This is a genomic window from Mesorhizobium sp. M0119, from assembly GCF_040322615.1.
Lineage (GTDB): Bacteria > Pseudomonadota > Alphaproteobacteria > Rhizobiales > Rhizobiaceae > Mesorhizobium.
Genome location: NZ_JAMYTU010000052.1, coordinates 1 through 12,416, shown reverse-complemented (window position 1 = coordinate 12,416; position 12,416 = coordinate 1). Strand labels below are relative to the sequence as shown.

General features: G+C 61.8%; 9 protein-coding genes. 6 read left to right on the top strand and 3 right to left on the bottom strand.

Features of this window, described 5'->3' with window-relative positions:
• Positions 1-23: 23 nt before the first annotated feature.
• From NKJ40_RS28240 to NKJ40_RS28220, 5 genes are all read left to right on the top strand, one after another.
• Positions 24-560: a TetR/AcrR family transcriptional regulator gene (locus tag NKJ40_RS28240; protein ID WP_352468867.1), complete on the top strand. Its 537-nt coding sequence runs from the start codon at positions 24-26 to the stop codon at positions 558-560.
• A gap of 118 nt (positions 561-678) precedes the next feature.
• Positions 679-2,283, top strand: coding sequence for an inorganic phosphate transporter (locus NKJ40_RS28235; protein WP_352468866.1), 1,605 nt, complete (start codon positions 679-681; stop codon positions 2,281-2,283).
• An 87-nt stretch (positions 2,284-2,370) separates the two neighbouring features.
• Positions 2,371-3,396, top strand: coding sequence for a transporter (locus tag NKJ40_RS28230; RefSeq protein WP_352468865.1), 1,026 nt, complete (start codon positions 2,371-2,373; stop codon positions 3,394-3,396).
• Between the two features lie 167 nt (positions 3,397-3,563).
• Complete coding sequence (locus tag NKJ40_RS28225; RefSeq protein WP_352468864.1) at positions 3,564-4,208, top strand: carbonic anhydrase; 645 nt, start codon at positions 3,564-3,566, stop codon at positions 4,206-4,208.
• A 9-nt stretch (positions 4,209-4,217) separates the two neighbouring features.
• A complete protein-coding gene (locus tag NKJ40_RS28220) occupies positions 4,218-4,628 on the top strand; it encodes a nuclear transport factor 2 family protein (protein WP_352468863.1) in 411 nt (136 codons plus the stop codon).
• A gap of 117 nt (positions 4,629-4,745) precedes the next feature.
• Here NKJ40_RS28220 and NKJ40_RS28215 read toward each other — a convergent pair whose 3' ends face one another.
• Entirely contained in the window at positions 4,746-5,174 is a 429-nt protein-coding gene (locus NKJ40_RS28215; RefSeq protein WP_352468862.1) for a hypothetical protein, read from the bottom strand.
• A gap of 210 nt (positions 5,175-5,384) precedes the next feature.
• Here NKJ40_RS28215 and NKJ40_RS28210 point away from each other — a divergent pair, with 210 nt between their 5' ends.
• Complete coding sequence (locus NKJ40_RS28210; protein WP_352468861.1) at positions 5,385-7,439, top strand: M3 family metallopeptidase; 2,055 nt, start codon at positions 5,385-5,387, stop codon at positions 7,437-7,439.
• A 384-nt stretch (positions 7,440-7,823) separates the two neighbouring features.
• Here the strand turns inward: NKJ40_RS28210 and NKJ40_RS28205 are convergent, their stop codons facing one another.
• The gene (locus NKJ40_RS28205; RefSeq protein ID WP_352468860.1) at positions 7,824-9,161 is read right to left on the bottom strand and encodes an LGFP repeat-containing protein; all 1,338 of its coding nucleotides are present in this window, start codon (positions 9,159-9,161) and stop codon (positions 7,824-7,826) included.
• Positions 9,162-9,408: 247 nt separating this feature from the next.
• A partial coding sequence (locus NKJ40_RS28200; RefSeq protein WP_352468859.1) for an AfsR/SARP family transcriptional regulator occupies positions 9,409-12,416 on the bottom strand: 3,008 nt, incomplete at its 5' end.

Here is a 12,416-nt window from a genome sequence, read left to right as displayed (position 1 = left end):
AGCTAATGAATGGGGAACGCTTGATGAAGGCCCGCAGAGCAAATTCGCGCGAGAAGATTCTCGCTGCCGCCGCCGCCGTGGCGCGCGAGACGGGTCCTGGCAGCCTGTCGCTGGATGCGGTCGCCAGCCGTGCCGGCGTGTCGAAGGGCGGTCTTCTCTACAATTTCCCGACCAAGGCGAAATTGATGCAAGCGCTGGTGGAGGATTATCTTAGCGCGTTCCGACAGGCGCTTGAGGCCGCCCGCACCAACGGCGTCAGCGGCGAGAGCCCGCTTGCGGCCTATATCAGGCTTTCGGCCGAGCATGCCGAGGCAACGAAACCGTCGGCGTCCTGGATATTTTCGGCGATTGCCGAGGATCCCGATTTCCTGACGCCGATAAAATCGTTCAGGCGGCAGGTGTTCGAGCGGCTAAAGGAGGAAACGCCGAACCTCAGGGCGCTGCTCGTGTGCTACCTCGCCATCGAAGGGCTTCGCAGCATGAACCTGTTCGGTTCGGACATTCTCTCCGCCGAAGAGCGCCGGCTGCTGATATCGACCCTGCTGGAGATCGCGGAATAGGTCAGGAACCACGTCCTGCAGTCTCTGCTCCGCCTCAAAGTGCCCCGCCGTCACACAGGCTTCATTGTGCGGACCTAGCGTCCTCCCGTTCTTTGCTGCAACGCAAGAGGAGTGGGGAATGGTCGATATTGTTTCAAGCGAAGCAGGAATTCCAAGGCCGGAGCATCCGCTCGATCGGCCGAACAGCACCGGAAAATGGTTTCTGCCGGCCTTCGCCGTTATCATTCTGGGCGGCCTTGCCTATGTCGGCTACGCGCTCAGCCAGGACCTGACCAGTACCGTCGCGGTGCCGTGGATCCTGCTTGGCCTGGCGCTGCTGATCGCGCTCGGCTTCGAATTCGTCAACGGTTTCCACGACACCGCCAATGCGGTGGCAACCGTGATCTACACGCATTCCATGCCGGCCGAGCTTGCGGTGATGTGGTCCGGCTTCTTCAACTTCCTCGGCGTGCTTACCGCCAGCGGGGCGGTCGCCTTCGGCATCATATCGCTGCTGCCGGTCGAACTGATCCTTCAGGTCGGATCGAGCGCGGGGCTGGCCATGGTCTTCGCGCTACTGGTCGCAGCGATCATGTGGAATCTCGGAACCTGGTATCTCGGCCTGCCTGCCTCGAGCTCGCACACGCTGATCGGTTCAATCATCGGCGTCGGTCTCGCCAACCAGTTCATGGCCCCGGCCGGCTCCGTCACCAGCGGCGTCGACTGGTCACAGGCGTCCAATGTCGGCCTGTCGCTTCTGATCTCGCCGCTGGTCGGATTCGGCCTGGCTGCGCTGCTGCTTCTGGTGATGAAGCTGCTGGTCAGGAACCGCGAGCTCTACGAGGCGCCCAAGTCGAGCGCGCCGCCGCCACTGTGGATCCGGGCGCTGCTTATCTTCACCTGCACCGGCGTCAGCTTTGCCCACGGCTCCAATGACGGGCAAAAGGGCATGGGCCTCATCATGCTCATCCTGATCGGCGTGGTGCCGACCGCCTTCGCGCTCAACCGCACACCGGACGTGAACTATCTCGAAGCTTACAAGTCCGCGGCGACGCAGGTCGAAACGGTACTCGGCAAATACGTCAAGCCCGGCGTCGCCGTGACCGACGCGGCGACCGCGGTAGGTGACGCCGTTCGCACCAAGACCTGGAAGGACGAGACCACGCCTGCCCTGCAGAGCTTCATCCACGACACCAGCGCCATGTTGTCGCCCTATCCGTCCGTGGAAAAGCTGCCGACAACGCTGGTCAGCAACGCCCGCAACAACATCTATCTTATCGGTGAAACGCTGAAGCTGATCGACAAGAAGAAGCTGCTGCCGATGCAGGCAGACGACCTGAAGGCTGTGACGACCTATCATAAGGCCGTCGATAACGCGACGAAGTTCATCCCGCTCTGGGTCAAGGTCGCCATCGCGCTGGCGCTCGGCCTCGGCACCATGGTCGGCTGGAAGCGCATCGTCGTCACCGTAGGCGAGAAGATCGGCAAAAGCCATCTGACCTACGGCCAGGGTGCGTCCGCCGAGCTTGTCGCGATGGCGACGATCGCATCGGCCGACTATCTCGGCCTGCCGGTCTCGACCACTCATGTGCTGTCGTCGGGCGTTGCCGGCACGATGGCGGCGAATGGCTCGGGCCTGCAATGGTCGACGGTGCGCAACATGCTGATGGCCTGGATACTGACCCTTCCGGTCTCCATCTGTCTTGCCTTCGTGTTGTTCGTCATCTTCCGCCAGGTGTTCTGAGCGGGGGACAGGGTTTGACCGGAATGTCGCGGCGCCGGCCCCGGCGCCGCCTGGATCATCTGAACGTGCCTCGTTTCGGCGGCGGCCATGAATGACGCATCGCATCTGACATTGCTTGCCGCGGACGATCAGCATCATGCTCCCGGGCTGGTCTGGGCCTATCGTGCCGCGCCCGGCAAAGCTCCCGAACCGCTGGCGCCCCGATACATAGAGGCCGCGCTGGCCTCAGCGGACGGCTGGGTCTGGCTGCATGTCGACCTTGTCGACCGGCGCGCCCATTCCTGGGTCAGCCATGCCTGCGCGCTGCCGGCGTCGGCTCATGCAATCCTCGAAGGACATGAGGACAGCCTGGTGCTGGCGCATGAGAATGGCGTCGTCCACGGCATTTCGGCCGATCTGCATGGCGAGATCGCCCATCAGTCGACGACCATCGGCAGATTGCATTTTGCGGTCTCGGAGCGGCTGCTGGTCACCGGCCGCCGGCATCCGCTGGCGGCGGTGGAGGAAGTGCACACTGCCCTTGCCGCGGGGCTGCGGCCAGGCTCGGCATTCGAGCTGTTCGAAACGCTGGTCATGGCTTTTTGCAAGACCACCAGCCTGCGGCTCGCCGCGGCGACGAAGCGGCTGGATGCAGTCGAGGATCATCTCGTGACCGAGCGGCTTGCCGACGAAAGACGGCAGCTGAAGGATGTGCGCCGCCTTGCCGTATCCCTGCATCGGCCGATCTCGGCCCTGGCAGCGCTTTTCCAGGATGAAGACCGTTCCGCCTGGAACCTTTCCGCCGGCGCACATGAAGTTCTGCGCCGGCTTGCTGCGCGCCTTGAACGGCTCGACCGCGAGGTCGTCATGATCAACGACCGTGCAAGGCTGCTGCAGGAGGAGCTTGCGGCCGAGCTTGCCGACGAATCGAACCGCAGCCTCAAGGCGCTGGCAGTGATGAGCGCGCTGCTTTTGCCGGGCACCCTGATCGTCGGCATATTCGGCATGAACACCGGCGGGCTGCCGTTTGCCGAGAGCCCCAGCGGCTTCTTCCTGGCGATGCTGCTCGCGATCGGCGCGACAGGCTTGTTCTACTGGCTTCTACTGCGCGCCGGCGCCAAACTGCGGTTCTGAGGCCGATTAATGGCGGCGTTCGTTCGCTTGTATGCAAAGTACGGGCTGGCACGTCGAAACCACGCCATCTCGCTTTCCGAAAATCGGTTCCGATTTTCGGGCCGATGCGCTAGAGCCTTTAGGGATTGAACCGTGCCTTTAACCCGGAAAGGCTCCCACCGCTGCCCATGCCTCACCTTCCCGAGCATCTTCTCACCGGCTACCGCAACTTCATGAGTGGTCGGTATCTCACCGAAAGCGGGCGTTATCGTGCGCTGGCGCGGGAGGGCCAGGCACCGGAAACGATGATCGTCGCCTGCTGCGATTCCCGCGCTGCGCCCGAAGCGATCTTCGATGCCGGGCCGGGCGAGTTGTTCGTGCTGCGCAATGTCGGCAATCTGGTGCCGCCCTATGCGCCCGACGATCAGTTCCACTCGACATCGGCGGCGCTCGAATTTGCCGTGCAGAGCCTCAAGGTCAAGAACATCGTGGTGATGGGTCACGGCCGCTGCGGCGGCATCCGCGCAGCACTCGACACCACGGCCGCGCCGTTGTCGCCGGGTGATTTCATCGGCAAATGGATGAGCCTGATCGCGCCGGCGGCCGAGACCGTATCGTCGAGCACCTTCATGACCGCAACCGAGCGCCAGACGGCCCTGGAGCGCATCTCGATCCGCTATTCCATCGCCAATCTGCGTACCTTCCCTTGTGTCTCGATCCTCGAAGGCAAGGGGCGACTGTCGCTGCACGGTGCCTGGTTCGATATTTCGACCGGCGAGCTTTGGGTGATGAACAAAGACACCGGCGATTTCGAGCGGCCGGAGATGGAGTAGGAGCAGGGCATGACGCGAATTCGGATCGCGTTTGCGGCGGCAGCACTGCTGTGCTCGGCAAATGTCTCCCGCGCCGACGATAGCGCGATTATCGACCGCTGGTATTCGGCACTGCTCGTCGCCGACCGCAGCGAATTATCGGACCTGCTCGCCGACAACGTCCGCATCAAGCTCGACGACCTCGGCGTCGTGCAAAGCAAGCAGGAATTCATCGCCTCGATCGCCGAGTGGCAGGGCGCCGTCGCCGGCGCCGAAATCCGCCACCGGATCGAGAAGACCGAGGGCGGCGTCACCACTGTGATCGCCTGCTATGATTTTCCCAGCAACGACATGCTGATGCAGGAGACCTTTGCAGTCGCCAACGACCAGATCACCGCCAGTTCGCAAGCCGCGATCGCCGAAAACTGCGACGGCTACTGACCGAGTTTTCCGCCCAGGGCTTTTTTGGTGACGGGCGCTGGAATTGCCGATGTTATTTCGCGTCTAAAAAGCGCACTGTCATCGTAGTTCCCGTAATTCCACCCAATATCGAGGTCTCTAAAACGATATAGACGACACGATTGCTCGGGCAACGTCCAATTCTTTCAGGCAATCTGTATCACTAGCAATACCAAGGTATGTCATGAATACAACATCGTTCCCATTCGACAAATACCAGGCAGACAACAATTGATCATCGGTGTCGGACAATACGCCAACAGAGATTATGCATTCGGACTCGTTCTTTGTGATATTCCCTGCATCTATGGAATTATTCTGACAAAACTGGAGCATAAACGTTCTCAGAGCGTTAAAGTCTACGTTTGGTTTTTCTCCGCCACGATACTTCGCAATTGAGAATTGAATCGCGCCGCAGCCGTCCGTTTCTTTGGCTAAGGTAGGTGGCGATCCCTCAGGAAGATCGCCGGCTATGTCTACCCATCCGGCAGGCAGGTCGAAGGTGAGGCCATGGAATTCTACTCTCATTAAAGTTCCTTTGGATGGTGTCAGGATGCGAGTGGAAGCCTCAGTCGAAATAAAATGCATGTTACAAGATAATATCTTGGTAGGCATTGAATTCGGCTCGAAAGATACTCGCAGCACCATGTGGCCACGCTTTAGCACTACCAGGCGCTGTTGCGTGGAGCCGGCCGCCGCCTTACATCGGTGACGATCCACCTCCCACTCAGCGAAAGTTTGCCCATGCCGTCCACCGTCGACCTCGCCGCCCATCCGCTGACCGCATGGCAAGGGCCGCTCGGCCTGCCCGATTTCACGCGCATCGGCGACGGCGATTTTTTTTCGGTCTTCGACGCGTCCCTGAAGGCGCATGAAGCCGAGATCGAGGCGATTGCCGGCAACACCGGGATGCCGACCATCGAGAATACACTTGCCGCACTTGAGCTTGCCGGCGAGGCGCTCGACCATGTCTCGTCGATCTTCTGGTGCCGCGCCGGCGCCCACACCAATGAGGCGATCCAGGCGCTGGAGCGCGACATTTCGCCAAAGATGTCGCGGCATTTCTCGGCGATCTCGATGAATGAGCGACTGTTTGCCCGCATCGACGATCTCTATCAGCGCCGCGAGGCTTTGAAGCTCGATGCCGAAACGCTGCGGGTCTTGGAAAAGACCTGGAAAAACTTCGTCCGCTCCGGCGCCAGGCTCGACGCCGAAGGCAAGAAGCGGCTGGCCTCGATCAACGAGGAATTGTCGTCGCTCGGCACCAATTTCGGCCAGAACGTGCTTGCCGACGAGCGCGACTGGGCGCTGTTCCTCGATGAGGCCGATCTTGCCGGCCTGCCGGAATTCCTGAAAAGCTCGATGGCGGAAGCCGCCGAGATGCGCGGCCAGAAGGGCCGCTACGCCGTCACTTTGTCGCGGTCGATCTACGAGCCGTTCTCGACCTTCTCAGAACGCCGCGACCTGCGCGAGACGGCGTTCCGCGCCTTCATCATGCGTGGTCAGAATGGCGGCGCCACCGACAACACGGAAGTGGTGCGCGACATGTTGCGCCTGCGCGCCGAGAAGGCGAAGCTGCTCGGCTACCCTTCCTACGCCGCATTGAAGCTCGACGATACCATGGCCAAGACGCCGGAGGCGGTGCACGCGCTGCTCGATCCGGTCTGGGAAAAGGCGGTGGAAAAGGCCGCAAGCGACCAGGCCGAATTGCAGTGGCTGGCGGCGAAGGCCGGCAGCAACGAGAAATTCGCCGCCTGGGACTGGCGCTTCTACCAGGAGAAGCTGCGCGCCGAGAAATTCGCCTTCGACGAGGCCGAGCTGAAGCCATATCTGCAGCTCGACCGCATCATCGAGGCCTGTTTCGATGTGGCGACGCGATTGTTCGGCATTTCTTTCGAGGAAAAGCAGGGCATTGCCACCTGGCATCCGGATGCACGTGTTTTCGTGGTGAAGAATGCCGACGGCGGCGAGCGCGGCCTGTTCCTTGCCGATTATTTCGCGCGACCCTCGAAGCGCTCCGGTGCCTGGATGAGCGCGCTGAAATCCGGCTACAAGCTTGGCGATGGCTCCAAGCCGGTCATCTACAACATCATGAATTTCGCCAAGCCGCCGGCCGGCGAGGCAGCCTTGCTGTCGGTCGACGAGGCCAAGACCCTGTTCCACGAATTCGGTCACGCGCTGCACGGCATGCTCACCGACGTCACCTGGCCATCGGTCGGTGGCACCTCGGTCAGCCGCGATTTCGTCGAGCTGCCCTCGCAGCTCTACGAACACTGGCTGACGGTACCGACAGTGCTGGAAAAACATGCGCTGCATGTCAAGACCGGCAAGCCGATGCCAAAGGCGCTGGTCGACAAGATGCTGGCGGCGCGCACTTTCGGCGCCGGCTTCGCCACGGTCGAGTTCACCGCCTCGGCCTTGGTCGACATGGCCTACCATGCGCGACGGGACGCGCCGCAGGAGCCGCTTCGTTTCGAAACCGAAACGCTCGAAGGGCTCAACATGCCCGACACCATCGCCATGCGTCACCGCACCCCGCATTTCGGCCATATCTTTGCCGGCGATGGCTATTCGGCCGGCTACTATTCCTACATGTGGTCGGAAGTTCTCGACGCCGACGCTTTCGCCGCCTTCGAGGAAACAGGCGATCCCTTCAACCCGGCGCTGGCCGAACGGTTGCGCAAGAACATCTACGCCGCCGGCGGCTCGAAGGACCCGGAAGAACTCTACACCGCCTTCCGCGGCAAGATGCCTTCCCCGGAAGCGATGATGGCCAAGCGCGGGCTGGTGTGATGCATGCCCGCTCTTGTCACCGTTCTCTTTCCATCTGATTGATGTCGGCTGTCATGGCGTCGGGTTGCGCACCGCCTGATCCGGTTTCCGCCGGTCCCGCTCGGCCTCGTTGGCTGCGGCCGCGTCGTTGAGGTGACTGCACTTAATGCGGTCTCCATCGTTCCGGCCGAAGGAGCCGCGTTTATGGCGGCGCTAAGGGCTGTGCGGGGGGGTGGGCAACGACAGCTTGCCCGCTATGCTGATCGGCGCTGCCGCATCTGGACCGAGCCTTGCGTCGACCGCTACGGAAATAAATCTCTCAGTCGCGAACTGTCAGCCCCGCCAACGGAAGGCGGGGCTGGTAAGTTGATTGTCCCGGCAAGCTTTTTTGCCGGGGCGATTGGCCTAGGCAGGCACAAAGCCAAAATAGGCTTTGTAGGAAGCCCCATCGCCGGAAATCAGGGGCGTTTCCACTTTGAACCCGATCCCGCTGAAGGTGGTATTGTTCGTGCGTGCCGCGAGCAACACCATCTGCTTTGCGGAGATGGTCACTGTCGCGCTCCCGATCCTGTCATCGCCCCAATCGAAGAGATCGCTGATGGCGCCGCCGATCGATGGCATCAAGGATCCCAGGGCCGGGCCGGCTATGGCGGCAATGATAGGTCCTGCCACCGGAATGAGGCCCAAAGCCAGCGTACCGGCCGTATGGACGCCCATGACGATCTTCTGCACCTCGTCCTTGTATTTGTTGGGATCGCCAAAATCATTTTCCATCAGCACCGTACCGATATTGATGCCGTAGGGCTTGCCTCGATAGATTTCCATAAGGTCGGGTCTTGTATCTCCGGCATCGACGTCGCCGTAGACCTGGCTGCGCTTGGTGTCGGCGATCTGCGGCGTTGCCACGCTGACGATGACATAGGGCTCGTCCGCGCTCGATCCCCCATCCCAGTCGGTCTCGCCGAAGCAATGGAGGCCGGTATAGTGGACGACGACATCTCGAAGGTCGATCGCGCCGGTGTCGGGCCACCAGTATATGCCACCGTTTTCAAACAGATTGGCACGGCCACCATCGGCAAATTCGGTCTCGTCGGTCGTGGGATAGCCCAGATATGACTGTTCCCAGCCCAGGCTCTCCCACTTCTTGCGGATGTCACCGTACACCACGTTGGCTCCTGTGTTCGGTGTCCAGTAGATCGAGCCGGCATTGGCAAAATGGTTGTAGCGCCCGACGCCGTCGGGAGTTCCGGTTTCGTCGGTGACCGGATAGCCGAGAACAGAGCGCTCCCAGCCCATTGCTGCCCATTTGCCGCGAATTGCCCCCCAAATCGCTTGAGCACCGGTGTTCGGTGTCCAGTAGATCGAAGCGGTATTGTTGTTGAAGTGATTGTATCGGCCGACGCCGTCGGGAGTTCCGGTTTCGTCGGTGCAGGGAATGCCCCACGCGAGACCGCCAAGCGCAATCCACTTCCTGTAGATTTCGCCATGGATCTCAAAGGCGTCGTGCATGGCATCGTTGTAACAAATGCATGAGCCGTTCTTGAGATACCAGGCTTTTCCAGTGTCCTTCGTGTCGATCTCGGCGAAGCCGGCGCCGCCAAGGGAGTTGTACTTTTGCTGTATGACAGCTTCGGGCGAGAGGAGCGACCAAGGCCCGATCCTGAGCTGGTCGGAAAGTCTTGTGGCTCCAGCGCGGATGGCGCCGGCACGCACTCTCGAAGTTGCTTTGGCAGTATACGGCATGACCTTTTCCTTCCTGTGAGTGTTGGTATCGGGGGCTTCAGGCCCCCGGCGATCGGTTTTGATCGACGGGCCGAGGTTCCCAGACCGCGACTTACGGATGGCTTACGGAGTTCCGAGCTGCGCTAGAGCAATTCCCGGAAAAATGTGAAACGGTTTTCCCGGGAAAAGCGCGTAGCGTTTTCCCTAGGGAATTGCGCAAAAATAAAGAGATAGAGCGGTTCGGCGTTCCGTGAAACGATGAACCGGTCTAGAGAAGCGGGCGTACAAGCGAACGCAGCAAAGGCGAGGGCTCGTCATCGCCGGCTGAAGCGAGCGCGCGTTCATAGTGCCGGTAATCCTCGACGGCGCCGGCATGGTCGTTCCTGGAGAGGCTCTCCTGGATGAGCGCGCCATGGAGTTTGGCCGATTCCGGGTAGAAATCGAGCGCACGCCGGCACGTCTGGCGTGCCCGATCTGCGTTGCCTTGGCTCTGCCAGTGTTTGGCGATCCGCACGGCAAGCTCTACAAACCCGTCCCGCACCCGGTCGGCCGCGGCGTTCGACCAGGCGGGCGTCGGGCCATTCGAGAAAAGCGGGCCGACAAAGCCTTCCAGCAGCATCTCCTGCTCCTCGATTGCGCTGTCTCTTTGGCCCGACAGGACGGGTTTCAGCCGGTCTTGCCAATCCTGCAGATCGATCCAGACCTTGTCGGCCGCGAGCCGCAAACGGCCTTCTCTCAGCGTCACGAAGTCACCTTGGCCGAGCAATTTGCGCAGACGATGCAGCGCCTGCTCCAAGGCCGCTTTGGCCTGGTCGCCGTCGAGGTCGGGCCAGAGCCAATCCTGCAGGGTTTCCACCGAACAGACCTGGTCCCTCGACAGGCAGATAATCCGCAATATGTCGAGCGCGCGGGTGGGTTTGGCACCGGGCGCGACCTCGGCGCCATCGATTTCGAGGCGGAAGCCTCCCATCAAGTGGATCCTGAGCGGCCAAGGCCACTGGGCGGGTCGGCCAACGGGCGGGACCAGATATCGCGCCCGAACGACGCGGCGGCAGAGATCGATGTCGATCTTTCGCTCCAGCGCATCGGCGACCAGATCGGCCAATAAGTCCGGCAGGTTGAGCAGGATTGCGGAGGGGTTGACCTGGCGCAACGCCTTCATGAATTCAGCCAGACGAGTGCCATAGGACGCGCCGCCGTTCCGCTTCTGCTCCAGGGCCTGAGCGGCCAGAATGTTGAGTTCGACGCGCTGGCGAGGACCGCCGCTCAGCCTTTCGACGATCTCCTGGAGTAGCGCAATGGCCTCCGCCGGACGCCGGTCGGCCAGCAGGACCTGGTATTTGGTGACGTAATGCGGCCAGCGTTCGATCATCGGCTCATTCGCCCGCTCGATCGCATCCATGAAGGCATCGCAGTCGAGATAAGCCTTGGCGAAGTCGCCGTTGCGCGTGTGCATCGCCGCGTGGCAGTCGGCGACTACAGCGACCTGGGTTGTGAACCTGCTGTCCGCGATCTCGCCCAGCCGGGAGACAAGCGCATTGAATTCCGAGAACCTGTTGTGAAGCTTCATCAGCAATTGAAGCTGATAGAGGGCGCTGAACTCGACGCCCCGCAAGGCATGCTGCTCGCCTATCGCCGTTGCGCGTCGCAACGCATCCTCGGCCGAGGCATAGACAAAACCGCGCCGCGAATAGGAGAAGTAACGGCCGCTGGCCGAGCCAAAGGACACCAGCCACATGCCGAGCACCAGCGGCGGGATATCCGGATGTTCGAGATCGGCGGCAACGCTGTCCACGGCATTGGCAAAAATGTCGCGCTGCCCCGACGAGGTCGCGTAGTCGATGAGCGCTTCGCTTGCCAGCAGGCGCAACTCGACCGAATCCTCGATCGGCAGACGTGTCAGGCGCTGCTGGATATCATTCACGAGGCGCTTCGCGTCATGGGCGTCGAATTCGCCAGGTTCGGCGAAATCGACGGCCCGCAGGATGCCGAGCCTGACCATCATGAGTTCCTCCGGATCCAACTCCGGCAATCCCTTGGCAAGAAGCTGTGAGGCTCGGCGCGTCCAATCCGCCAGCCCCTCATGCGTACGCCAGCTGGCGGTCTTGACCACGACCGCCCGCGCGACCGTCAGGCATTGGCCGCGCATGTCGGTGTTCTCGAATGCTTGCCATGCCTTGGAGAAGTGCGGTTCGGCCTTCGCATCGTCCGATGCGAAGGCTACGCCCAGCCAATAATGAACCCACCCGTCCATCTGGTCGGGGGGCAGCCTGTTGCACCATTCGACGAAGCTGGCCCGGCGCCCTTGCGAGAGAACGCCGTTGGCGCACACCAGAATGAGCTGGCGTGCCAGCGGCCAGGCGCCCGCCTGCAACGCCAGTACGATTGCCGCGTCGGTTTTGCCTGCCTCGTGCAGGACCTTTGCAGCCTGCTCGCGCAGCCTGGAACGGTCCGCTTCCGTCACGCGCCGGTCCAGTAGTCCGGCAAGGTATTCGCGCAACAAGTCATGCAGCTGGAAGGCGGCGCCGCCCGGACCGTCGCGCGTGATCAGCAGCTGGCGATGCTGCAGCCGCACCAGCAGGCGAGCAGCCTGCGGCGAGCCAAGGAACGCATCGGCAAGCTCGGTGCTGATCTCCGGCAGAAGGTTGAGCCTGATAAGCAGATCCTGGTCCTCCGGCGCGATGTCGCGCAGGAAATAACGTCCGACAATCTCCCGAAGGCCGGCGCCTCCGGCAAGGCCGGTCTGCGAAAGCGGGTAGTACATTCCGGCGTTGGCCAGCAGGAGAAGGCCCACCGCCCAGCCGCGCGCCTCCGAAATGTCGCTGACCTCGGACGGCGATTGCGAGCGGGCGGCGACGAGGTTGCGTGCCTCCGCAGGCGAAAACTCCAGCAGCGTTTGGTTGAGGACCGGCAACTGTCCCGACAGCACGAGGTCGGCGACATCGCCCTCGGGCAGCATCCGCGACGTGCAGATGCAGCGGATGGTGTTGGGGCGTTCGCGCAACAGGATCGCCAGCGTCCGGCGGAAGCCTGGCGCGTCGGCACGATGCAGATCGTCGAGGACCAGGATCGTGCCGGGATCAAGCCGCGAGAAATAAGTACGGAAGAACAGCCGCGCGAAATCGTCGGAATTGTCGGCATATTCCGGACCGAAGACGGGGGTGCCGGCCTGCCCGCCGGCGCGCGGCAGCGGGCGGTCTGTCTCTTGTAAAAAAATCAGATCCCACCCGGCGGAGAGGAGGGAGGTGTTGGGGTGGGGGTGGGGTAGAAAAGAGG

What these genes read in the sequence shown, in the direction of transcription:
- NKJ40_RS28205 (WP_352468860.1), bottom strand. Translation starts at nt 9,161, where the DNA reads ATGCCGTATACTGCCAAAGCAACTTCGAGAGTGCGTGCCGGCGCCATC.
- NKJ40_RS28240 (WP_352468867.1), top strand. Translation starts at nt 24, where the DNA reads ATGAAGGCCCGCAGAGCAAATTCGCGCGAGAAGATTCTCGCTGCCGCC.
- NKJ40_RS28220 (WP_352468863.1), top strand. Translation starts at nt 4,218, where the DNA reads ATGACGCGAATTCGGATCGCGTTTGCGGCGGCAGCACTGCTGTGCTCG.
- NKJ40_RS28230 (WP_352468865.1), top strand. Translation starts at nt 2,371, where the DNA reads ATGAATGACGCATCGCATCTGACATTGCTTGCCGCGGACGATCAGCAT.
- NKJ40_RS28235 (WP_352468866.1), top strand. Translation starts at nt 679, where the DNA reads ATGGTCGATATTGTTTCAAGCGAAGCAGGAATTCCAAGGCCGGAGCAT.
- NKJ40_RS28215 (WP_352468862.1), bottom strand. Translation starts at nt 5,174, where the DNA reads ATGAGAGTAGAATTCCATGGCCTCACCTTCGACCTGCCTGCCGGATGG.
- NKJ40_RS28225 (WP_352468864.1), top strand. Translation starts at nt 3,564, where the DNA reads ATGCCTCACCTTCCCGAGCATCTTCTCACCGGCTACCGCAACTTCATG.